Origin of the sequence: Flavobacterium pasteuri (genome assembly GCF_048286615.1) — a bacterium.
Lineage (GTDB): Bacteria > Bacteroidota > Bacteroidia > Flavobacteriales > Flavobacteriaceae > Flavobacterium.
In genome coordinates this window covers 231,442-255,557 of the sequence record NZ_JBLVPN010000001.1, presented here as the reverse complement: position 1 = coordinate 255,557, position 24,116 = coordinate 231,442, and the positions used below count along the sequence as shown (strand labels likewise).

Sequence of the window (24,116 nt, the reverse complement as noted above, 5' to 3'; positions counted from 1 at the left end):
TTTGAAATCGTTTTCGTAAATTTAACGGAAACATAAAAGGGTGTCGATTACAATTTTGCCTTTTAAAAACAAGATTACAAAATATAAACCACTATAATTTAGCTATTTAATTACCAAAAACAAGAACCAAGATATGAAAAAAAGAATTGTATTACCTGCGTTACTTTTACTTGTTGGAACGCAAACGTATGCCCAAAAAAAATGGACAGAAACGCCTAAAGACTCCCATAACATTGTTCAAAACCAAGGTGGTCAAACATTAGGATATTCTCCAAAATCAGGAATTAAAATCATACAAGTTAACGGTTTGGCTTTTAAAGACCTCAACAAAAATGGGATGTTAGATATTTATGAAGACTGGAGAAAACCGGTGGCGGAACGCACCAAAGATCTTGCCTCTAAAATGTCGGTAGAACAAATGGCCGGATTAATGTTATATAGTAGGCATCAGGCTATTCCTGCAGCCGAAGCAGGAATGTTCACCGGTACCTATAATGAAAAACCATTTTCTAAAAGTGGTGTAAAATCATCTGATTTATCTGACCAACAAATTGCATTTTTAACTAAAGACAATTTACGTCATGTACTGATGACATCTGTTGAAAGTCCAGTAGTTGCTGCAATATGGAATAATAATATACAAGCTTTAGTCGAAGGTATTGGAATGGGAATTCCGTCTAACAACAGTTCTGACCCAAGAAACGGAGCCAATAAAGATGCTGAATACAATGCGGGTTCCGGCGGCGCTATCTCACAATGGCCGGAAGAATTAGGTCTAGCAGCTACTTTTGATGCTGCTATCACGGAACAATTTGGCGCAATTGCTGCCAAAGAATACAGAGCTATGGGAATCACCACAGCATTATCTCCGCAAATTGATTTGGCAACAGAACCAAGGTGGAATCGTTTTGTAGGTACTTTTGGCGAAGACCCAAAGCTGGCGACTGCTATGGCAAGAGCGTATGTAGATGGATTTCAAACGTCACTAAAATCGATTAAAGCTTATGAAGGATGGGGAAATCAAAGTGTCAATGCGATGATTAAGCACTGGCCAAGTGGTGGTCCGGAAGAAGGAGGTCGTGATGGACATTTTGCTTATGGAAAATTTGCCGTGTATCCGGGAAATAATTTCGAAACCCATTTAAAACCGTTTACCGAAGGTGCTTTTCAATTAAAAGGAGCTACTAAAAAAGCCTCAGCAGTGATGCCATATTACACGATTTCGTATGGTCAGGATAAAAAATACGGCGAGAATGTGGGTAACGGATTCAGTAAATACATTATTACAGATTTGTTAAGAGACAAATACGGGTATGATGGAGTGGTTTGTACCGATTGGTTGATTACTGCAGATGAAGGCGCTAAGCCAGATATCTTTTCAGGAAAATCTTGGGGTGTCGAAAAATTAAGTGTAGCCGAAAGACATTATAAAGTTCTGATGGCCGGAGTGGATCAATTTGGTGGTAATAACGACATTAATCCAGTGCTGGAAGCATACCAAATGGGTATAAAAGAACACGGAGAATCATTTATGCGCAAGCGTTTTGAGCAATCAGCAGTTCGTTTGCTTTTGAATATTTTCAGAGTGGGATTGTTTGAAAACTCCTATTTAGATCCTAATGAAACCAAAGCTATTGTGGGAAAACCAGAGTTTATGAAAGCTGGATATGATGCGCAATTGAAGTCGGTTGTAATGATTAAAAACCAAAATAAAACGTTGCCAATTGCAAAAGGCAAGACGGTTTATATTCCAAAGAGAGTTACTCCGGCAGGAATCAACTTTTTTGGACAACCATCACCAGAAAAAATTGAATATCCGGTTAATTTAGAATTGATTAAAAAATATTACACGGTAACGGATGAGCCTGCTAAGGCGGATTTTGCAATTGTATTTATCAAAAGTCCGATAAGTGGCGGATACAGCAGAGCCGATAGAGAAGCTGGTGGAAATGGATATGTGCCCATTAGTTTGCAATTAAAAGACTATACCGCAGTTGATGCCAGAGCACAAAGTATTGCTGCCGGAGATCCTGTGATTGACCCAACGATTACCAACCGTTCGTATTTGAATAAAACGTCAAAATCAAATTCGTACCCAGATTTAAACACAATTCTGGAAACGAAGAAAGCGATGAATGGAAAACCGGTATTGGTGTCTGTGAATATTTCTAATCCAATGGTTTTTGGAGAATTTGAAAAAGAGGTTGATGCCATCGTGGGAGAATTTGGCGTACAAGTAGAAGCATTGTTGGATATTGTTTCGGGTAAAACAGAACCTTCCGGATTACTTCCTTTGCAAATGCCATTGAATATGACTGTCGTTGAAAAGCAAATGGAAGACGTTCCTCACGACATGATTCCCTACAGGGATGCTGATGGAAATGTGTATGATTTTGGTTTTGGATTGAACTGGAAAGGGATCATCAAAGACGCCAGAACTGCCAAATACAGCGTTAAGAAATAAGTAAATTACATTTAAACCACCTAGATTTTTAGGTGGTTTTTTTATACCCAATTCAAAATTTTGATTTGAAATCTGATAATCAAAACAGAACTCCAATCGCATTGTTTTGTTAATTATACGCAAAATTAGAGACTTATTTGTCTTTTTAAATCCTCTTTTAGTACCTTTAAAAAAAGATTTTTTTTTAAAAGTTAAACATTAAAATCATGAAAAAAACAGTAACAGTCGCTTTATTGATTCTTTCAGTTCTCTCTTTCAGTTGCGAAGCACAAGTAAAGCCAAATGATATTTCTATTAAAGACGAAGTGAAAAGTTATACTATTGAAACAGTAGCTTCAGATATTGCAATTCCGTGGGGAATGACTTGGTTGCCAGACGGAACACTATTAGTTACTGAAAAAAGCGGTATTTTATATCACGTCAAAAATGGAACAAAAACCGAAATCAAAAATGTTCCCAAAGTATACTCTCGTGGACAAGGCGGATTGTTAGATATCGTTTTACATCCCGATTATGCTAAAAATGGGTGGATTTATATGACTTTTGCTTCCGATGAAGGTGAAGGAACTGGCGGCCACACAAAACTCATTCGAGCAAAATTATTGGACGAAAGTCTGACACAAATCGAATCGCTTTACAAAGCCACTCCAAATACTACAAAGGGACAGCATTTTGGATCCCGAATAGTATTTGACAACGATGGCTATTTGTATTTCTCCGTTGGTGAACGTGGGGAACATTTTGTAAATCCGCAAGATATTAAACGCGATGGCGGGAAAATATACCGATTAAATGATGATGGAAGTATTCCTAAAGACAATCCGTTTGTAGGTCAGGACGGAGCAAAAGAAGCGATTTATACCTTAGGGAATCGCAATCCGCAAGGAATGGCAAAAAATCCCGTAACAGGAGCAATTTGGGCACATGAACACGGTCCTCAAGGTGGCGATGAAATCAACATCATAAAAAAAGGAGTCAATTACGGATGGCCAGTTGTTACTTATGGTATCGATTATGACGGAACAACCATTAGTAAAGAAAACGAAAAACCAGGCATTGAAAAACCCATTTATTATTGGTTGCCTTCTATCGCTCCAAGCGGAATGACTTTTGTGACCGGTGATAAATATCCAGACTGGAAAGGACATTTGTTGGTTGGTTCTTTAAAATTCCAATATCTTGAATTGCTAAAATTGAAAGACAATGAAGTTATAGGCAGACAAAAAATTGCTACTGATATTGGTCGCGTACGTAATGTGGTGCAAGGTCCGGATGGCTATATTTATATGGGCGTTGAAGGAAAAGGAATACTCAAAATTATACCGAACTAAATGATGTTGATAACGAAATTATTTTTAGGTTTTGGAGTATTTGTATTGGGAAGCTTCTCTTTCGTAAACCCATTTTCCCAAGACAACTATATTGACTTGAAAAAAGAAACCGCTGTTGTTTCAAAACTTCAGTCACCCGGAAAGGAAATCTATGCTGATTTTTGCATGCAATGTCATGGTGCAAATGGCAAAGGAGACACTAAGAACTTCCCTCCTCTTGACGGTTCTGACTGGTTAAAAATCAAGAGAAATCAAAGCATCGCTGCGGTAAAATTTGGACAAAGTGGCGAAATTGTTGTCAATAAAATAAAGTACAATAGCAGCATGCCGGCAATGGGACTTACGGATCAGGAAGTTGCTGATGTGATGAATTACATCATGACTTCTTGGAGTAATAAACAAACGAAAGTTGTAACCGAGAAAGAAGTCGCAGCCATCAAAAAATAAAATAAAGGCTTAGGATTTCCATCTAAAAAACATACGCTACTGAAAAACCACCATAAAAATTGACGGGATTTCCCGGATAAAAATAGCGTGGAGCAGCAGTGCCAAAACCAACTGCATTAGGCAAAATATTAGCAGCATATTTGGTATCTAAAACGTTATTAATTCCAGCATTTAGCTCTGTTTTCAAGATTTTAAGAATCGTAAAAACATAGGACGTTTTAATATCTAACAACGAATACCGTGTACTGTATTTTGTATTGGAATCATTTAACGGAATTTTACCCATGGTTCGGAAAGAAGTGTTGACACTAAACCCATTTTTTGTGCTTAAATCCACCCCAAAATTAAATTGCTTTTCGGGAACGCCCGTAAGTTGGTTTCCCGAATAATCAGCATCACCATCCAAGAATTCTTTGAATTTGAAGTTATTAACCGCTCCTGAAAAATAGGGTGAAATTTGAAATTGGGTTAGTTCCAAAAGTTTGTAATTAACCAAGAATTCCAATCCCGTATGGGAACTGCTGCCTGCATTAATCCCTACAAATTGGTCATTGTCGGTGCGTCGTGCCACTAATAAATTTTCAATTTGTGTGGTATAAAACGTTACTTCCGTGTATACTTTATTTTTAAGCCAGTTTCCTTTGAAACCCAATTCATAATTCCAACCTATTTCTGGTTTCAAATTGGTATTTATTTGACCTTCAGGAGTCAATGTTTCTGCAACTGAAGGAACCGAAAATCCTTTGCTGATAGACGTAAATATATTTTTTCCATTGCTTACTTTATAGGACAAACCAACTCTTGGCGACCAAACATTTCCAAAAGTAAATGGCATCCTTTGACCACCAGAATTATTTTCGAAAACATCTTCTAGCCAATATTTAGTTGTGTTTAATGCCAGACCGCTTTCCAGATGCAACTTTTCTGAAATCCAAAGTTCCATTTGTAAAAAGTAGTTGGTGTACTTTCTATTTTGTTTGATGGCGCTGAATTCCTCCCCTTGAATACTTCCCTGACCCGGCTGCGATTGGTACAAGTTTCGATACAAGGTATAGTCGTATTTTTCCGTTAATAATTCGGTGCCAAAACTCATTTCAAAGGGCAACGAAAATAATTGGTTTTTAAAATTCACATTGGAGCGAAAACCTGCGGCACTTGTATTTTCATCCAAAATATCAAACGGTCTGGGCTCGTAAGCGTCTTTAAAATTAGAAAAAACACTGGTTTGTATGGACCATTTTTTAGAAAATTGATGATTATATCCTAATCCGAACATGAATTTATCATACGACTCAAAACCTTGTGCGGCTGCCCAAGTAGCGGCTGCCTTCTCCGGATTATTTTTTAAAACCGTCTCATTTATAGAACTTGGAATATAGGCTTTCAATCGGGTGAACGTTCCTAAAAATGATAAATCACCTTTGGAATCAATTTTTTGTTTGCCGTGCAGGTTAAATGATTTTCTGTTATAGGAACTATTGGCTCTAAACCCATCGCTTTCTAAATCTGTATAACTTGTGAATACATTCGTTTTGGAATCGCTGTATCCTGCCGAAAGTCGTTGTAGCAACAACCCAAAACTCCCAAAAGTGACTGTTGATTTTCCTAACGATTCTAGCAATGAAGTTTCTCTCGAAAACAGCTGCATCACGCCACCCAAACCGGATCCAAAACTGGTGGAATTTGGTCCTTTTATGATTTCTATTTTTTCGATTGCTGCTAAATCAATGTCATCAATCGTAGTTTCACCTTCACCCGAAGTTAATGGTATCCCGTCAAAATACGCTTTTATTTTATTGGTTCCGTATTGAGATCGCGCACCAATGCCACGAATTGTAATCCTATTAGTATTCAAAGCGCCTTGTTGCATGGTCACACCGGGAATTTTGTTTAGAACCGAAGTCAATATAATTCCGTCACTTTTATTAATGTCGGCGGTAGTAATCACTGAAACGGATGCCGCAACATTTTGAAGCACATTTTTGATTGGTGATCCTTTCAGCGTGATTTCTGAAAGAGCTATAGTGTCTTTTTTTATTTGTCCAAAAATAGCAGTCGCACAACATATAAAAAAAAGAAAAGTAAGGGAAATTTTGAACAATTATTTGGTATTTAGATGAATAAAAACTTTTATAAAGTTAGCTTTTTCTTTGTATTTCCCAAAAGCTATTCTAAAATTATGATAAAGTAAACTTCCATTTCATTAAAATCAAAAGCGAAGTAATTAACTGCTGTACATTCCGTTTGAATATTAAATTGAAAGAAGTTTAAAGTTCGAATTATGCATAATTTAAAAAAAAATAAAATCCGTGAATTATATAAAAAATAGCCCCTTGAAACACAATTCTAAATGATTTCTCGCTTCTAAAATACTTTATCTTTACATTAAAAAATTAGAATTAATTTATGAAAAAATCAGCTATTACATTACTTGCACTTCCATTACTGCTAATGAATATTTCTTGTGAGAAAGGAAAAGCGGCAGATGGTACATCCGGTACAGAAAAATCAGATACTGTAAAAACGGTTACTGAACAAAAAACGCCAACACTGACGATAGATACTGTTGATTTTAACAAAAGAATGATTGCTTTAAGCAATGACACAACCGGAAGATGGCCCGTAAAAGCGCCTTATCCTTTGCCGGGAGCGTTATTACCATACAATCGAATTATTGCGTATTACGGAAATTTATACTCTACACGAATGGGAATATTAGGTGAAATCCCTAGAAAAGAAATGTTAGCAAAATTGCAAGGCGAAGTAGCCAAATGGCAGGCAGCTGATTCTACTGTAAAAGCAATTCCTGCTTTGCATTACATTGCTGTCACGGCTCAAGGTGCTCCGGGAAAAAATAATATGCACCGCTTGCGAATGCCTTTTAAACAAATTGACACGGTTATCAGTTGGGCAAAACCCATTAATGCATTAGTGTTTTTAGATATTCAAGTAGGTCACAGTTCGGTGAAAGCTGAAGTGGCGGAATTAGAAAAATATCTTTCTATGCCAAATGTACACCTTGGAATTGACCCTGAATTTTCGATGAAAAACGGAGAACGACCAGGTTCTAAAATCGGGCATTTTACGGCAGCAGATATTAATGATGCCATTACTATTTTGGCAGATATTGTCCGCAAAAACAAACTGACTCCAAAAGTGTTAGTAATCCACCGTTTTACACAAGGAATGGTAAAAAATTATAAAGAAATCAAAACTGTTCCTGAGGTACAAATAGTAATGGATATGGATGGTTTTGGGAGTAAAGTATTAAAAAAAGACTCTTACGTAAGTTATATTTATAGAGAACCAGTGCAATTTGCCGGTTTTAAATTGTTTTATAAAAATGACAATAAAAACGACTGGAAAATGTACAGTCCTGAAGAATTAGTAAAATTTACTCCAAAACCGATTTATATTCAGTACCAATAATTTACCCTTGAATTCATGAAAAATATTTTTTATTCCGTTTTCGTTGGACTATTTTTAATGGTAAGCTGTAAGTCTGAACCAGGTAAAATAGTTCCGGAAGTTCCGCTTGTTGCTGCTCCAGCAAAAGTTGTTGCGCCAAAAAAAGTAGCTGCTGATGCCGCTGCCATTCTTTCGAAAAAAGAAGTTCCCATTTTATGTTATCATAATATTAAAGAATTGAAAGCGGGCGATGGTGAAATGACAAAAACATATACGGTTTCACCTGCAAATTTTGCTCAGCAAATGAAAGCCTTATCTGATGCCGGTTATCATAGTATTTTACCCAATCAATTACACGACTATCTCGTATATGATGTACCGTTACCATCAAATCCAGTAATGATTACCTTTGACGATACGCGGGAAGAACAATTCAGTATTGGCGCAGCCGAGATGAAAAAATACGGTTTCAAAGGCGTGTTTTTTATTATGACTGTTTCTATTAATCGTCCCGGATATATGAGCAAAGAACAAATTAAAAACTTATCTGACGATGGGCATGTGGTAGGCGCGCATACTTGGGATCATCACATGGTTACAAAATATGCTGGGGACGACTGGAATACGCAATTAGTAAAACCAAAAACAAAACTGGAGGAAATCATAGGAAAACCGGTAACGGATTTTGCGTATCCGTTTGGTTTATGGAATACGGCTGCAATTCCTGAAATTAAGAAAAGTGGTTATGAAATGGCGTATATCTTGTCAACCAAAAGAGATTCTGTAGATCCATTATATACCATTAGGCGTATTATTGTTTCTGGAAATTGGTCTACTGAAGGGATGATGAAATCTATTAATTCCTCATTCAATAAGTCAGAGTAATACTGTGTCAAGTTCTCGTGTAATAACGATCGACTAAAAATTTGCGATGCTAAATTGAAAAAAAAGCAACAGATTAAATTGAGTTTCAAAGATTAAATTCTAAGAATCGGTTTAATCTATAGCAAAAAATTTTAGAAGCTAAAGAGAGATGTCGTTAAGGATTTTTTAAAACTGATTATTGAATTACTAATGGCCTACTTCTTTTTTTGAAATTTTTCGAAAATAAATATTGGTTGATCATAGTTAATTGGTACATCAGTAGTAAAAAAAACTAGTCCCAATACACTACTCTGTACTCCTGTACCTAATAGTAATTTGTCCTCTTTCATTAACAGAGCGATTGGCTTACTTAAACCTAAACCTCCGTACGATTTGTAATAATAAGCACCTAACAAAGTATCACCAACTATTTTACCTCTTACATATCCTGAGTCTTTCATTGTTTTATGTCCATAAAATATTTCATATTTTCCAATAAAATAATTATCCCCTGTTGTAAGTGATAAGTAGGCTGTATCTCGTCCATTAATTGCTCTAAAAGAATGTTGTTTTTCTTCCACTTTTCTATTGTTACAAGCAATCATAAATGTAATTAGCAGTAACATAATTAACAGATTCATTAGCTTCACAATCTTTTTTTTGGAATTTTTTATATTGAGTATATCCTTTGCATTTTTCATGTTAAGATTTCTTATTTGATCTAGTCTATTTACAAATTACACTTAGTTTTTTTTAAAAACTGGCTGTTGAAGTGTTCGTCAAACGATTGTTCTAAAAAGTACAAACTATTCTAAAAATGTCTGAGCTCCTAAAAATAAATATTAATTTTATATAAATCAGGTTTACAGTTATAAACAACTTAAAAAAAGCACTATTACATTCCAAAGAATACGATAGTGCTTTTTCATTTATAATGTAACTTTTGTTATCTCGGAGACAACCAACCCTCAGGGTTATTATACGTTGTATTCTGGAGAATTAGGAATTTAATGATTGTTTTTCCTGTTTCCCCATTAGTTCTTACTTTCCCTAAAGTTTGCTTTATACTTACTTTATCACCTTTGCTTACATTTACTGAACTTAAATTCTGGTACACTGTGAAGTAATCTCCGTGTTGTATCATTACCGCTTTGTTTACGGGTGACAATACAATAACACTGGTTACTTCCCCACCAAAAACAGCTCTGGCACTTGCGCCTTTATCTGTGGTAATTTCCACACCGCTATTGTGTACGGTTATCGTATTAAATAAAGGATGCGTTTGGTTTCCATATCCTAGTGATACATATCCTTTTTCAACTGGATAAGGCAATCTTCCTCTGTTGGCTCTAAAATTATCTGCAATAATTTTTGATTCAGGCGTCAACTCAATTTTGGACGATGATACGGCAGCTTTTGAAACAGGCGCACTTGGATTGGCTTTCGCTTTTTCTAAGGCCGCTTTTCTATTGGCTGCAGCAATTGCTTCCCGAATTAATTTATTGATTTGTCTGTCAATCGTTCTGTATTCCTGCTGTTTTTTCTTGATTTCTTGGGCTATCTTCTTTTTGTCTTTTTGGATAACGTTTACTAACTTCAATTGCTCTTTTTTCTCTTTTTCTAGTGATAAGCGCTCTTTTTCATTTTCAGCAATCAGTTTTTGTTTTGCAGTTTTTTGTACATTCAGTTTTTGATTGAAATCAGTAAGCTTATTAGATTTCGTTTTTATTTCTTCACCCTGCATTTTGCGGTAACCAGTATATTGTTTCATATACTGCGCTCTTTTGTACGCCTGTAAAAAGTTTTCAGATGACAATAAAAACATCGCTCTACTTTCCGATGAACGACTTTTATACGATTTGACAATCATTTCGGCATAATCCTCCTTAAGTTCTGCCAATTCTTTCTTCAATTTATTAATCTGAACTTGATTAATATACATGTCATTACTCAGCAATTTGGTTTGCTTTTCAGTCGTGTTTATTAATTTTTCTTTAAGCTTTATTTTAGTGCTTTGAATAACCACCACGTTAACAGCAGATTTTTCTTTTTTCTTTACAGATTGTAATAACTTCTCATTTTCTCTAATTTCTTTTTGAATTTGAGCTTTACGTTCTTCTAATTTTTCTTGTTGTGATTCCTGACTCCACAGTAATGAAGTCACACAGATAAAAATTAGGCTTAGGAGAAATTTTGGCATATCGAAAAAATATTTTTGCTAATTTACTTAATTATAATTCTTTTGTACCCATTTGGAACACTATAAGGAAAAGAAAGTTCTTCATTGAAAGTTACCGAGTTGTATTCCAGATTAATTTCGGTGTTTCCTTTCTTCTGAAACGTATTGATTAAAACGCTTGTAGGCAATATCGACTCGTTATATACTTTATTGTCAGCGTATGCTACTTTGATCATTCGTTCTTCCGCTGTTTGGGTAATTTCTTGTTTTTGAACTAAAAATTTATCGGTATCAAAAAAGAATGATTTTTTCGTGTTTTTATTCGATGTATCATCTAATCGATACGTTTGTTCAAATAACGTTTCTAAATATTTTCCTTTGGTCAAATCATCAATGGCTTGACCTAATAACATGTTCTGAATTTTATTGTAATCTAAATCCGTTCCGAGCCATTGGCTTAAGCTACTGAAATCACCTTCAAAATATTTTCCATTTATCTTTTCATAATAGCTCACTGTTTTAGGAGTGATCAATGCTTTTGCCATTGTAATCCCCAGGAAACGAATACTTACCAAGATCTGTTCATCTTTTTTGATTTTGATTTCAGCGGTAACATTTTGCGTTTGTTTGTCATCGGCATAGCGGGCGCTTGACTTAATATATAATGTAGAAAATTCATTTTTATTGTTGTAATGATTTTCTATGATTTTTTTGGCCGACATTTTTTCTGCTGCTGCAATTGGCTCATTACTCGCTTCAATTGCAATAGCTTTCGATTTACAAGACACCATGAAAAGAGCTATTAATACTACTATTGCTATTTTTTTCATTATTTTTTTTCTTTTAATAATTGATTGGCTTTAGAAAAATACATTTCTTTTTTCTTGAAATCTCCTAAACCGTTGTACGCTTCTCCCAACTGAATGTTGAAATTTATTTCTAATGCTTTGTCCTCTACTAAATAATCCAAGCCCATTTCCAGCATATCCTTAGCTTTTTTAAATTGTTGCAATTGATTATTTGCCATACCTGAATAGTAATAAAACTGGGGCTGTGTAGGGAAAGTATCCACCATTGCCGACGCTTTTTTGGCCACTAATTCAAATTGCTTTGTTTCTGTATACGTTTGAAGCAAAAGCAAATTGGTTTCGATATCATCTCCTGAACCGTTTTTTAATGCTTGTTCATAATACTTAATCGCTTTTGCCCATTGCTTTTTCGCATGGAAAAACTTTCCTATTTCCTTAGCTACATTAACTTCTTTGTCATTATCGAAATATGAAATCGCTTTTTCTAAATCAGTTGTGTATTGAGGATTTTTATCTGCAAAAATCAAAAACTCATTCAGTATTCTGTGCTTTATTTTAGCATCAATTTTAGTACTGGCCAAAACCACATTCATCGCGTTTATTGCTTTTGGTGCGTCATTACTATCCAAATAATTTTTGAATAGCGTTACTTGGGCCCATTCAGAATTTGGCAAGGCTTTTTCCAGTTTTTTGACAATTTCAAAAGCTTTTTCTTCCTCATTATTTTTAGAATATAAAACTATCAAGCTTATATAATTAGACTCTTCTTTTGGGTTCTTTTCAATTTGCTCTAACAAATTTGAAGCTTCCATATTTTGAAATTTCCCTTCCGATAAAATCTGGCTTTTGTACATATCCCGTCTGTCCGTTTTTCCAAATGTTTCGTTTAACTCGTTAATTAAATCCAACGCTTTGTCAAACTGTTTTGTCCTCATATAAAGCGATGTCAGGTCTTCTTTATATTTTTCGTCAAATTCTATCAATTCATTGATCACCACTATTGCCTGGTTATAATCGCTCGTTTCATAACTCACATCATACATTCCTACCCAGAACCATTTGTTTTTGGGATCAATTTGTGTGGCTTTTTCAAATGAAGAATAGGCATTTTTATATTCCTTTAATGCTAAATAGTTTTTTCCTAATTCATAATAAACAGCTGCATCATTTGGTTTAATCTTAACACATTTATCTAAAGCTACAACCGCCTTGTCATAATTTTCGATTCCTTTTTGAAGCAATGATTCATAAAAAAATTCCTGAAACTGATCTGTATCGAGTTTAATTTCTTCGGGTTCTGTTTGTGCCAATAGCAAAGCTGAATTGCATTGCAAAACCAGAAATAAAAGTATTAAAGCGCTTTTTTTCATTCTATTTTTTAATCCTAAATCCTAATTATACGTACAAGAATCGAACCATTTTATTCTAAAACCGAATAGTCTCCAATACTGATGCTTGTAAAGTTACCATCAAAACTGGCATGATTCCCAATCATTGCATTATCTAAATTCGCGTTTTTTATATGTGAGTGCGTTTGTACCAAGCTGTTTTTAATACTGCTGTTTATTACATGACATCCTTTTCCTAAAGAAACATTAGGTCCAACTGTTGCATTTATCAACACTACATCTTCCCCGATATAACATGGCGGAATAATTGTGGAGTTTTCTAACTTGACGTCAAAATCTACCAAATGTGTCCCGTCACTATGCAAGAAACCTAACATTCTGGAATTTGTTTCTACAGTAACTTCTTTGTTGCCACAATCCATCCATTCATCCACTTTACCAGGAACAAATTTCAAGCCTTTGGCCATCATTTGCTTGATTCCATCGTTAATTTGATATTCTCCGCCGTGAATAATATTATTGTCTAATACTAATTGCAATTCATTTTTTAAAACCGCTACATCTTTAAAATAGTAAATTCCAATAACAGCTAGATCCGAAACAAATTCCTTAGGTTTCTCCACCAGTTCGACTATTTCATTCGCTTCGTTTAAGTTGATTACACCAAAAGCTTCTGGTTGATCAACTTGTTTTACCCAAATAACACTATCGGCATTTTGATCTAAATCGAAATCGGCACGAATTAAAGTATCGGCATAAGCAATAACTGCTGGTCCGCTCAAAGAATCTTTGGCACACATAATGGCGTGACCGGTTCCCAGCGCTTCATTTTGATAATAAATAGTTCCTTTAGCGCCTAATTTTTTTGCAATAGCAAGTAGTTCCTCTTCAACTTTTTTGCCAAAACTCTCGTGAATAATAAATGCTACTTCTTCAATGTCTTGATTCAATACGCCAGCAATGTCTTCGACCAAACGGTGAACGATTGGTTTTCCAGCGATAGGAATTAATGGTTTAGGAATAGTTAATGTATGTGGGCGAAGACGTGAACCACGACCGGCCATTGGGACAATTATTTTCATATCAGCCCCCTAACCCCCTAAAGGGGAACTACTACTAGGGGTGAGTAGGATTTTAATTTATATTAGATTCTATTTGAATATTTTTTCCTTAACCCTTCGGGGGTTAGGGGGCTTTACTTCACTCCTGTACTTCCAAAACCACCTTCGCCTCTGGATGTTTCTGTTAGTTCCTGAACTTCAATCCACTCGGCACGTTCATGTTTTGCAATGATAAGTTGTGCAATACGCTCTCCGTTTTCGATAACGAAATCTTCATTGGATAAATTTACTAAAATCACACCTATTTCGCCACGATAATCTGCATCTACTGTTCCTGGAGAATTGAGCACAGTAATTCCTTTTTTGGCCGCCAGACCACTTCTTGGACGCACTTGTGCTTCGTAACCTATTGGTAATTCTATGAAAAGACCTGTTTTTACAATGGTTCTTTCCAGTGGTTTTAGGGTTATTGATTCTGTTAAGTTCGCTCTTAAGTCCATTCCTGCCGAGGCTATAGTTTCATAGTTTGGCAAGGCGTGTTGTGATTTGTTGATTATGTTTATTGTCATATTTTTTTGTTTTGAAGGCATTGTAGGGACAAGTCGCGACTTATCCCTACTATATTCTAATTCTTTTTTCGATTCAAAATTTTGGTTAATAATTCTTTCTCGTTGTGGTATATAAAATACATAAACAACAATAATAACGTGATTCCTACGTAATAATTCTCTCTAAAACCATAAAATGAAACTGCCGAAAATCCTATAGATATCAACAGATACATGGCTATTTTATTGGTATCATATGGAATAGGATAATATTTATTTCCGAAATAGTAGGAAATAAACATCATACTCCCATAGGCCGCAATCGTAGCAATTGCTGAGCCGTAATAGCTCATTGTTGGGATTAGCAAGTAATTTAACGCTAGTGTAATTATAGCGCCAATAATGGAAATATAAGCGCCAATATGGGTTTTGTCTATCAGTTTGTACCAAACGGAAAGATTGGTATAAATCCCCAAGAAAAAGTTAGCCAAAATGATTAACGGCACCACTTTCATAGCTTCCCAATACGACTCATCCTGAATCATGATGTATTTTAAAACATCGGCAAAAACGATTACGGACAGTAAAATAAAAGAGCCAAAAATGACAAAATACTTAGTAATCGTGGCGTAGGTTTGAGGAGCATCCTCCTTATCAGCATGGCTAAAAAAGAAAGGTTCGATACCTAATGTGTAGGCCGTACGGTACAAAACCATAAACAAACCAAGTTTATAACACGCAGAATATACCCCCACTTCAGCTTCTGCAATATTAGCAGGCAGTAATTTCCCCAATAAAATTTTATCAAACTGTTCGTTGATGGCAAATGCGATTCCGGCTACCATAATAGGCAAACCATATTTCATCATTCGTTTCCAAAGCTTGAAATCAAAATGCCATTTCAGCAAAAGGTAACTAGGGGAAAGTATCAGGAATGTAACTAAACTCGCAACGATATTAGACACAAAAATATAGCCTATTTGAAAATCTTCTAAGTAAAAAGAACTTAAAAAACTATCCGGATTTGATTCTGCAATTGCCGGTAAATAACTCAAAAAGAAAAGGTTTAACACCAGATTTACTACAACATTTCCAATTTTGATTATAGCATATTTTATGGGTTGCTGATTGACCCTTAATTTAGAAAAAGGAACAATCACTAAGGCATCCAGAACTAAAATCCAGATGGTATACGTAATATACTGAGCGTCAATTCCAGACCAAATGGCTAATTTATTCCTGAATAATAAGGCTATAAATAAAAACGAAATAGAAGTCCAAAAAAGAGAAACAGATGTTGTTTCCACAACCGATTTCTTATCGGTTTCTTTATTATAAAACCTGAAGAAAGCCGTCTCAAATCCATACGCGAGAATTACATTAAAAAAGATCATCCAGGCAAAAATGATGGAAACCTTCCCATATTCGGCTTTTGGGAGCAGATCCGTGTATAATGGAACCAGTATAAAACTGAACATTCTTGGTATAACCGTAGCCAATCCATAAATGGCAGTTTGTTTAAAAAGATTTTTATATAATCCCAAAATGATATGTCTATTACTATTTATAAAAACAAAAATAACGAATTCTTTGGTTTAATCATCTGAAGTGAATATTTGTTTTGGAACAGAAATACCTACGACTAGAAGTGATTCATTTTTACCAAAATTATCTTAATGGCTTTTCTATGAGATTTGTTATTTTAAAAAACTGGGTTTCATCGTCCTTCTTGTATTCCAAAACTGCTTCGTTAGGTTTTAAATCAAATTTAGTTTTTTGAATTACCGGCGCTTTATTGCCATATTCTTTAGCAGGATTTTTATCCATAATCAAATCTTCTTTTTTATTGCTTTGCAAAAAAGTAGATTCAAAGTCTTTTGGAGTGATTTCTTGAACCGCAGATTCTTGATTTTGAAAATAGATTTTCTCCAGTTTGATGTTTGCTGCAAGCGGTTTTTTGAATTCAATATAAAAATGTGTTCCACCGCTATCGATACCATCTTTCATTTTCTGATAAAACGCAGATTGTATTTCTTGAGGAAATTCTGTTTGAAATTCTTTTTTCATAGCACAAAAAGTCAGGCTGATTGCAATGATAAATAAGAGAACAATTGTTTTATATCCTTTCATACTTTTCTATTTAACTTAATCCATCCTCGTTTAAAATTTTAAGGAAATGAAATCCTTTAGGCACGTATCCTTGGTTGTAATAAAAACGGTGTGCAGTATAATTTCCCGTAAAAGCGTCTAAAACAATCATAGTACATCCGAGTTCTTTGGCTTTGGCATCGACATAATCCGTTAGCATTTTGCCAATTCCTTTTTTACGATGTTCTGGATGTACAATAAAATTATCAATTTCTAAATACTTGCCTGACCAGAGTTTAGTTCCAGACCACAATCCGGAGAGACCAACACACACATCACCCTCAAAAACAGCGATTTGCTTGTAGTTGTGTGGGATCATATCATCAAGATAGGTATTGTATTTCTCTAAACTGAAATTAGTATATAAATATTGCATTACTGGGTATTGCGCCAGCATTTCTTGTTTAGTGGTAAGTTCTTTGAGTTGTAATTTCATTCTTTCCTGTTGTTGTTTCAGACCATAAAATTAATAAAAAAACCGACTAATGTCGGTTATTGATTCATCATTACTTTTTAATTAACGTTTATTAAAGCGGTAAATGTCTAAACTCCATCATCTTATAATAACGATGTAAATGATCATAAATCACCAACTCATACATTCGTTGCTTTGATGAGTATTGTCGGTTTATCATAATATGAATGTGGCTCGTTAAAAAATCGGATAAAGGGATTTGTAATTTTCCTTTTACGGAATCAATCAGATCTTTGCATTTGTGGTGCTTTGCTTTTATAATATTGAAAATTTCAGGATAATCATCTATTGCTATTCCTAGTATAAACTGCTGCATTTCTAGGAACAATTCTCTATACTGTTTATCTAATTCTTTTTTAAGGCTTTTATCCGCATCAAACTCTTTTTTAAAAGCCAGTTGTAATTCATCCATTAAAAATAATTTATCCAAATTACTTAATCCAAAAGAATTCAAAAACATGTCAATGGCAGTAAAGCTAAATAAAAGTTGTATTTCATGTCTTTCAAATGAGGACTTTACCGCTAAATAACGTACTATCATTTCGCTATCATGCCAAAACAGTGTTTCTGAATCAATCATCGTTTTTTCACCATATCGTTCCATTTCTCTTTGATAAGTATCCGTTTGTACTTTCCAAATACTACTTTCTTTAAGCAACTTATTTAAAACGGGATATATTCTTGCTATTACGGTTGATGCATTCTCAGGTGTCTTACAGTGAAAACGAATTCTTAGGTGTTCGTCAGGATCTTTATACCTAATAAAAAACCATTTGTCAATTATTCTTTTCTCTATTAAATCTAAAATAACCGGATATAATTTTTCAAGCAACACAAGATCTGCTGTTTTTACTCCAGTGTATATTTTATAATACAACCATTCACTTCCTATGCAAAAATCCCTTTTCATACTTTACAATTTGTCTTTAAAAAAGGATAGTATGAACTGATTAGTAAAATTTCTACCATTGGTGTTTTTTACCACAGATTCCTCTGTAAATAGAAATTCTTCTAAAGTGATTTTAGCATGATTTACAACTGATCTTAAAAATAATTGAATCCCGATTTCTTTTTCAAAATCAAGTAATAATGTATTGTCAAAATAGGCCCAATTTACAAAACGAGAAATGTTTCGTTGTTTTCTCCAAATCGAAAAAGCTTCAAATAATTGATTGTCATCTATTTTATAAAAAGACATAATTTCAGTTTTACTTACGATCCATTTTGATTTCGAAAGTAGTACTCCGTTATAATCAACCCTTGGAAAAAAATCATAATGCGTTTCTAAAATACCCCAACTGAAACTATAAATAGGCTTTATATCTTGCGATTGTAAATCACATAAAAAATGATAAATAGGCAGCGATTTATTAGAATAATTATGGGCATTTGACAAACAAGGAATGACTTCTTTATTGTGCTTCTTAGATCTCAAAATAATTTTGTTGTTGCGTATCGAAATCATTAAATCATTTAAATCAATCATGTAGTCTTGAGTTACTGCCGAAGTAGCCAAATAGGCAATTTCAAATGCTCTTAAAACTGGTCTTCTCAATATATTACCGGTTCTTGATTCCGGAATATGAACTATTTCAGCCAAAATTTTATCAGAATGATAGGCTACCTCTTTTGCTACAATTTCATCGGTTAAATTGTAAACTGCATCGTTTCCATTGCAAAAACGCCCTAATAATTTTGCTGCGCTAACATCTCCTGAAGATTCTATTGAAAGCATTTCTTTTTCTTGATGTAATGCAATTTCAATCATTACCGAAAAGGTAGCCGGTGCATTATTCCAAGTAGAATCAAAATCCGGAAAATCATTCTCAGAAAGCGAAACTACTTTTTCATTTTTAAAAATACATTCCCGTAGTTTTTTTTCCATTATAAAATCACAAGAGGTCCATGATTGACTGACTGATTCTTGAGCTTTACTTTTAAAAGAAAACTGCTCCAAAATCTCATGCGTATCATTCATTTCAGAATTTTGAAGATACCCAATTCCCGTTTCAGTATCCAAAACAGTTGCCAAAGTCATTTCTCTTGATTCATACCTTTTAGTGAATGCTTTTATAAAACTCGTATGGTTTTCAGACTTTTTTTGCTTTTGAATTCCGTTTAAAAAACGAACCGCTTGCAAAACTTTTTTTTGAGAACTAGAACTCAAAGTATTTAAGGAAGCGGTCGTATTTAAATCAGTTTGAAAAAGATATTTTTCATCATACTCGACACCTATTTTCTGAATTAAATCCTTTATAGCTTCATAGTTTTTTTCAGAAAGAACAAGCGTTTGGTCTAATACTAAAAGTTGCTTTTTTATACTTTGCAAAAGTGTAGTCTCTTCTTTTAAATTCGGAATTTTATTAATTATTGAAAAAACACGCCTCCATTCATTACTACCTGTAACTGTTGCATCGAATTCACTCACCAGAAACTGAAAATCGATAAGCTGATTAATATATTCTAAAGCTTCTGCTGTTTCAGATGCATCATCTGCAAGAAGAAAAACCATTTCATCAACAGTCATCCCAGATTTTGCTTGTAACAATAAATCTTTCAATAGTGTCGATTTTCGGAGTGCGGAAATACTATGCGCTCTTTTTGTTTTTACATAGTTGTATTCAACATATCGGTAAAAATCCCCAAGAGCGTATATGGAATTATTTGGATAATATTTAAGATAGGATCTAACTTCTTTTCGTTTAGCAAATTGGTGTAATAGTGCCACCCAAAATTGCATGTCAAATTGTGTGAAACGGCTGAAATTTTCAGGGGAATTAAGTATAATGTTGGTTTCAGAAGCTATTTTGCCCACTGTACAACCAGCAAATAACCCGAAAGGCGTGCAACGAGCTGATATTCGCGCAATATATTTCAATAAACTAAGATGTAAACTATCCTTTTTTTTATGGGATAAACTGAAAGGATTAGCTTTCCACTTGTCTAATGCAATTAATAGTTCCGGTGAAGCCATACGAATGGCTTCTCTAACATAAGGGTTTTCAAACTGCAACAATAAGGTTTCTTCAGAATACTTTTCCAATACATCCCAATAGAAAGACAATGGAAATAAAGGGGTCCTTAAAACATAGTGTGAGAAAGGACGAACTTGATAGTGGTTCATTATCGTTTCTTTTTGCTCACTTTTTTAGCGAGTTCCATCGCATCATAGACATTCAAAACTTTCCCTGATTTGGATAGTTCCGAAAATTTCACTTTTTTACCTTCGCCACCAGGAACCAAAACCTCAATATCATAATCAGTACCCGATTCTAAAATAATTTGTTTTACCTCTGTCACCGTAAGATTAGGATAATACGACCAAATCAAAGCGGCTGTTCCTGATACCATTGGCGCAGCTAATGAGGTTCCTGAGTCTGATTTGTATGAATTACTTGCCGATGTGGTATAAATTTTATCCCCTGGAGCAAACAAATCAACATTATTTTTGCCATAATTGGAATAATCAGATACAAAGGTGCTATCTAATTTATGAGTTGAAGATCCTATTGTTATAAAATTACCGCATATCTCTTTTAATCCGCCAAGTGATATATCTCTGGGGAAAGATTCATTTTTATCTACATTTAGACTTTCATTTCCTGCACTTCGAACAAGTAATACATTGTGTTCTTCAGCATATTTAAATGCTTCAAACACCCAATCTTCATGCATAGAGAACTCCTTTCCAAAAGACATATTAATTACTTTTGCACCATTATCGACAGCATACCGGATTGCCATTGTTATGTCTTTATCATGTTCATCACCAGATGGAGAAATATTCAAAGGCATAATTTTTACATTTTGTAATATTCCTTTTATTCCTTTTTCGTTCATTCTATTAGCTGCAATAATTCCAGATACCATCGTGTTATGATCTTGAATTATTCTGACCCCTTTTATTGTGTTACTGACATTGTTATTACCGTATCCTATTTCTAGAATAGTTGGATTATCACCTATAAGTAGCCTTTCATTATAACTCAAGTTCAAACTTTTGTTAACAACGGAATCTAGTTGTACCTCCAAATCTTTTATGTCCTCAAGCGTTTTATGATTTACTTCTAAATTAGCCATCATACAATCGATTAAAGCTCCTAGATCTTGGTCATTATCATCCCGTCTTTGTTTATACGTTTTGCTATTTATTTTATACTTATTATACATACTATCCAATTGATGATAGGTATAATCCTCTTTAGGGAAAAAATATTTTAAAGTGTCTTTTACTTTTGGATAAACCGCGATGTTATATTTTAAAGATTTTAACCAGTTTTTATAATATTTATTCCTTTCTTCTAGCGTTTTTACTGCTCTTTGGTATTGTCTGTATTTGTACAGATATTGAGTATCGATTTGAGATTCTGTTTTATCTTTGAACAATGATCCCCAGTTATTTACAATGCGAACATATTCAAAGCTATTCCATACTACATATCCACCACTATTAGTACCTGTAAAACTCCAACCATTAATATCGTCTATATAACCATTATGATCATCATCAATCCCATTATTTGCAATTTCTTCTAGGTTTGTCCAGATTTGTCCTAGTAAATCTTCGTGTTTCAAATCGATTTGAGTATCAATTACCGCAATTATGATTTCCCTGTCTTTAGGTTTCTTGTTATTCTGTTTATACCATTTGTCCAACGATATTCCTGGTATACTATCTTGTTGATAATCTTTTTGATGCCATGTTTTCATATCTAAAGAACTCAATTCCTTAATTGGAACTGATTTTAGGGGAGAAGTAGTAACTTCGTTCGTAGATTTGCAACTTGATAAAATAAAAAACAATAAAACTAAATAATAATTCAACTTTATTGTTTTGAAATCATATTCGACTATCAACATGTATAGATTTTTTAGATTAAGTAAATTAAAGGTATTAACAATTTCTTGTGGAAAGTTTACCTCCTAATTGTCCAGTATTGATTGGATCATCTTTAACTAATTCATATCCTCCATTAATTAAATTTAAATTATCCAACTTTGCTACTTTCATTTTTTCTAAATTAAACTTAGATACTTTTACTTTTTGTTTGTCTGTTTTCATTTTATAGATTTTAAATGTTATTTGAACAAATTTATAACGTCTTAATTATTTTTTGGAAAAAAATAAAAGTTAGTTATCGAAATTCCGTGAATTTCGATATTGTATAAAAACACATATTACTGTAATACAGTAACTTCACCTTATTTTGAATTTTCCAGCTCTTTTATGAAATATGTAGGCTTAATCTTGTGTTTTTTATAAAAAGCTGATGAGAATGACTCCGCACTATTGAATCCAAACTCATTGGCCAAAGCTTGCACCGTAAAATTACGTAGTTTTTGTTGTACTTGTAATTGAGTGACGGCATACTCGACTCTAAGATCATTAATGTAGTTAACAAATGTTTTTCCTTTGTTTTCATTAATTACTTTAGACAAATATTTAGTATTCGTATTCAATTTCACGGCTGCTTTTTGAATTGTGATTGTTTTTTCTAAAAAAGCTTTATCTTTTTCAAATAAAGCTAACTTTTCAAGCAATTGCTTTACAATTTCTGAGGGAATCCGTGATTGTTCTTCAGCAACAATCTCTTCTACAACTATTTTTGTATCCTCATTTTTTGGATTGTTAGTACGCTCAATCGGTGTTGGAAACACAATAGCATCAAATCGTTTTCGGTATTGTTTTTTTAAATAATACTGATAGCCTCCAAAACCACCAATGGCAATTACTAATAGAACCAAAACCAATATACCAACATAAGAAGTAGTTTGTTTTTTTTTCAAAGACTGAATCAGATTTTCTTTTTCAGTAAACAAATGAGGAGTATCATATTCTTTTAATAAAACCTTATTTAAATGTTTGTAGTTTCTTTGCAACACACTATCAATACCCATAAACGTTGTAATGTATTGTAGCTGTTTTTCTTTATCATCTATCTGTTTGTAATAATCAATCAAATAAGAATACCCACTGATAAACTCAGGTGTAATTCTTTTTTTAATTTTATACATCGAATCCACTTTTATAAAATTTCGAACTGCTTTTGATTTATTCCCTAAACCAGCATAAGCTTTGCCTAGATAATAATAAGAAGCTAAAACATTTATTTCATTTTTTATTTTAATTAATTCTGGGAGTACTTTATAAATACTATCCAGAGCTACAGAATAATTCTTTTTATCAATTTGATTGGCGCCCTCATTTAAAGAAAATAATAGTTGGTAGACCTTTTTTTTTGTAATTGAAGCTTCTTTATACCCTAAAGTATTATAAAAAGTAGTAGAATCTGATTTTTTTAAAGCCTTATAACAATCCGCCAATCCAAAGATTATGTTTTGATAATCCCATGAATAATATTCCCCTCGATAATCTTTAGTACGATAATAGTTAAAACATTCTTGGTACAATTTTAAAGCTTCGCCGACCTCTCCCAATTCCTCAGATTTTGTAATGGCTATATAATTTCTTACTACATAGTAATAATCAATATTTGTTTTAAAAGCAGCTTGTTCAGCCAAATTAAAATTACGTAAAGCTTCATCGAACTTTCTCTGTTTTAATAATAAATCTGCTTTTTCGCAATAAGCAGCTGCTGGAAAAAATTTATTACTATTGTTTTTAGAATATTTTATGACACTATCTAAATACTGTATTGCTTTCTGAGGCTTGTTAGTATAATACAAAATAGCTACTAAATAATAACCTCTGGCTTTTCGGATCGATTTATTATCCTTTTGAGCTTTCTCGAGATACACATTTGCCCAAGATAATTGTTTTTGATAATTACCTTCGTCTTTAAAATAATTATTATCTATGCTATCATAAGATAAAGAAGAATGTTTAGTAATAGTAGATTGCGACCATAAAAAAAGAGAAAATAATACTAAAAAAAACGTTTTAATCGGTTGTAGGTAAGTCATTGTAGTAAGGTTTTTACAAAAATACAGTAACTCATCCAAAAGGATACGAAAAAATAGCTATTTTGATAAATATATAAATTGTTGTTTATCAATTATTTAAAAAAATATT

20 protein-coding genes are annotated in these 24,116 nt (G+C 33.6%); 5 read left to right on the top strand and 15 right to left on the bottom strand.

All coding sequences use genetic code 11. The features are described from left to right. The first annotated feature begins 133 nt into the window (after nucleotides 1–133). From ACNQF6_RS01185 to ACNQF6_RS01175, 3 genes are all read left to right on the top strand, one after another. Entirely contained in the window at nucleotides 134–2,464 is a 2,331-nt protein-coding gene (locus ACNQF6_RS01185; RefSeq protein WP_417962483.1) for a glycoside hydrolase family 3 protein, read from the top strand. Between the two features lie 206 nt (nucleotides 2,465–2,670). Further along, a complete protein-coding gene (locus ACNQF6_RS01180; RefSeq protein ID WP_417962481.1) occupies nucleotides 2,671–3,795 on the top strand; it encodes a PQQ-dependent sugar dehydrogenase in 1,125 nt (374 codons plus the stop codon). Then, complete coding sequence (locus tag ACNQF6_RS01175) at nucleotides 3,796–4,242, top strand: c-type cytochrome (RefSeq protein ID WP_417962479.1); 447 nt, start codon at nucleotides 3,796–3,798, stop codon at nucleotides 4,240–4,242. 22 nt (nucleotides 4,243–4,264) lie between these two features. On the opposite strand, the gene ACNQF6_RS01170 is transcribed toward ACNQF6_RS01175, so the two are convergent. Then, complete coding sequence (locus tag ACNQF6_RS01170) at nucleotides 4,265–6,343, bottom strand: TonB-dependent receptor family protein (protein ID WP_417962477.1); 2,079 nt, start codon at nucleotides 6,341–6,343, stop codon at nucleotides 4,265–4,267. A gap of 305 nt (nucleotides 6,344–6,648) precedes the next feature. Between ACNQF6_RS01170 and ACNQF6_RS01165 the strand changes: the two genes are divergently transcribed. Together ACNQF6_RS01165 and ACNQF6_RS01160 are read left to right on the top strand one after the other, a co-directional pair. Beyond that, nucleotides 6,649–7,671 (top strand): hypothetical protein, encoded by a 1,023-nt coding sequence (locus ACNQF6_RS01165; RefSeq protein ID WP_417962475.1) that lies wholly within the window; start codon nucleotides 6,649–6,651, stop codon nucleotides 7,669–7,671. Between the two features lie 15 nt (nucleotides 7,672–7,686). After that, the gene (locus ACNQF6_RS01160; RefSeq protein ID WP_417962473.1) at nucleotides 7,687–8,535 is read left to right on the top strand and encodes a polysaccharide deacetylase family protein; all 849 of its coding nucleotides are present in this window, start codon (nucleotides 7,687–7,689) and stop codon (nucleotides 8,533–8,535) included. 194 nt (nucleotides 8,536–8,729) lie between these two features. On the opposite strand, the gene ACNQF6_RS01155 is transcribed toward ACNQF6_RS01160, so the two are convergent. The 14 genes from ACNQF6_RS01155 to ACNQF6_RS01090 form a co-directional block, all read right to left on the bottom strand. Next, complete coding sequence (locus ACNQF6_RS01155) at nucleotides 8,730–9,215, bottom strand: hypothetical protein (protein ID WP_417962471.1); 486 nt, start codon at nucleotides 9,213–9,215, stop codon at nucleotides 8,730–8,732. A gap of 245 nt (nucleotides 9,216–9,460) precedes the next feature. Next, on the bottom strand, nucleotides 9,461–10,714 hold the full coding sequence (locus ACNQF6_RS01150; protein ID WP_417962469.1) for a murein hydrolase activator EnvC family protein: 1,254 nt from the start codon (nucleotides 10,712–10,714) through the stop codon (nucleotides 9,461–9,463). 23 nt (nucleotides 10,715–10,737) lie between these two features. After that, nucleotides 10,738–11,523 (bottom strand): lipoprotein insertase outer membrane protein LolB1, encoded by a 786-nt coding sequence (lolB1, locus tag ACNQF6_RS01145; RefSeq protein WP_417962467.1) that lies wholly within the window; start codon nucleotides 11,521–11,523, stop codon nucleotides 10,738–10,740. Further along, nucleotides 11,523–12,872, bottom strand: a complete 1,350-nt coding sequence (locus ACNQF6_RS01140; RefSeq protein WP_417962465.1) for a tetratricopeptide repeat protein — start codon at nucleotides 12,870–12,872, stop codon at nucleotides 11,523–11,525. The genes lolB1 and ACNQF6_RS01140 overlap by 1 nt, the downstream gene beginning before the upstream one ends. A gap of 50 nt (nucleotides 12,873–12,922) precedes the next feature. Then, entirely contained in the window at nucleotides 12,923–13,933 is a 1,011-nt protein-coding gene (locus ACNQF6_RS01135; RefSeq protein ID WP_417962463.1) for a sugar phosphate nucleotidyltransferase, read from the bottom strand. Between the two features lie 113 nt (nucleotides 13,934–14,046). Next, nucleotides 14,047–14,481: a dUTP diphosphatase gene (gene dut / locus ACNQF6_RS01130; protein ID WP_099713997.1), complete on the bottom strand. Its 435-nt coding sequence runs from the start codon at nucleotides 14,479–14,481 to the stop codon at nucleotides 14,047–14,049. Nucleotides 14,482–14,537: 56 nt separating this feature from the next. Next, nucleotides 14,538–16,004 carry a lipopolysaccharide biosynthesis protein gene (locus tag ACNQF6_RS01125; RefSeq protein WP_417962461.1) on the bottom strand — a complete coding sequence of 489 codons (1,467 nt, stop codon included), beginning with the start codon at nucleotides 16,002–16,004 and terminating at the stop codon, nucleotides 14,538–14,540. A gap of 124 nt (nucleotides 16,005–16,128) precedes the next feature. Further along, nucleotides 16,129–16,590: a hypothetical protein gene (locus ACNQF6_RS01120; protein WP_417962459.1), complete on the bottom strand. Its 462-nt coding sequence runs from the start codon at nucleotides 16,588–16,590 to the stop codon at nucleotides 16,129–16,131. Between the two features lie 10 nt (nucleotides 16,591–16,600). Continuing rightward, nucleotides 16,601–17,044 carry a GNAT family N-acetyltransferase gene (locus ACNQF6_RS01115; RefSeq protein WP_315205829.1) on the bottom strand — a complete coding sequence of 148 codons (444 nt, stop codon included), beginning with the start codon at nucleotides 17,042–17,044 and terminating at the stop codon, nucleotides 16,601–16,603. Nucleotides 17,045–17,135: 91 nt separating this feature from the next. Beyond that, the gene (locus ACNQF6_RS01110) at nucleotides 17,136–17,993 is read right to left on the bottom strand and encodes a thiopeptide-type bacteriocin biosynthesis protein (protein ID WP_417962457.1); all 858 of its coding nucleotides are present in this window, start codon (nucleotides 17,991–17,993) and stop codon (nucleotides 17,136–17,138) included. A 3-nt stretch (nucleotides 17,994–17,996) separates the two neighbouring features. Further along, complete coding sequence (locus tag ACNQF6_RS01105; protein ID WP_417962455.1) at nucleotides 17,997–20,207, bottom strand: lantibiotic dehydratase family protein; 2,211 nt, start codon at nucleotides 20,205–20,207, stop codon at nucleotides 17,997–17,999. After that, a complete protein-coding gene (locus ACNQF6_RS01100; protein ID WP_417962453.1) occupies nucleotides 20,207–21,943 on the bottom strand; it encodes a S8 family serine peptidase in 1,737 nt (578 codons plus the stop codon). Before ACNQF6_RS01100 ends, ACNQF6_RS01105 begins: the two co-directional genes overlap by 1 nt. Before the next feature lie 34 nt (nucleotides 21,944–21,977). Then, nucleotides 21,978–22,145 (bottom strand): hypothetical protein, encoded by a 168-nt coding sequence (locus ACNQF6_RS01095; protein ID WP_417962451.1) that lies wholly within the window; start codon nucleotides 22,143–22,145, stop codon nucleotides 21,978–21,980. 140 nt (nucleotides 22,146–22,285) lie between these two features. Next, on the bottom strand, nucleotides 22,286–24,007 hold the full coding sequence (locus tag ACNQF6_RS01090; RefSeq protein ID WP_417962449.1) for a helix-turn-helix domain-containing protein: 1,722 nt from the start codon (nucleotides 24,005–24,007) through the stop codon (nucleotides 22,286–22,288). Nucleotides 24,008–24,116 lie beyond the last annotated feature (109 nt).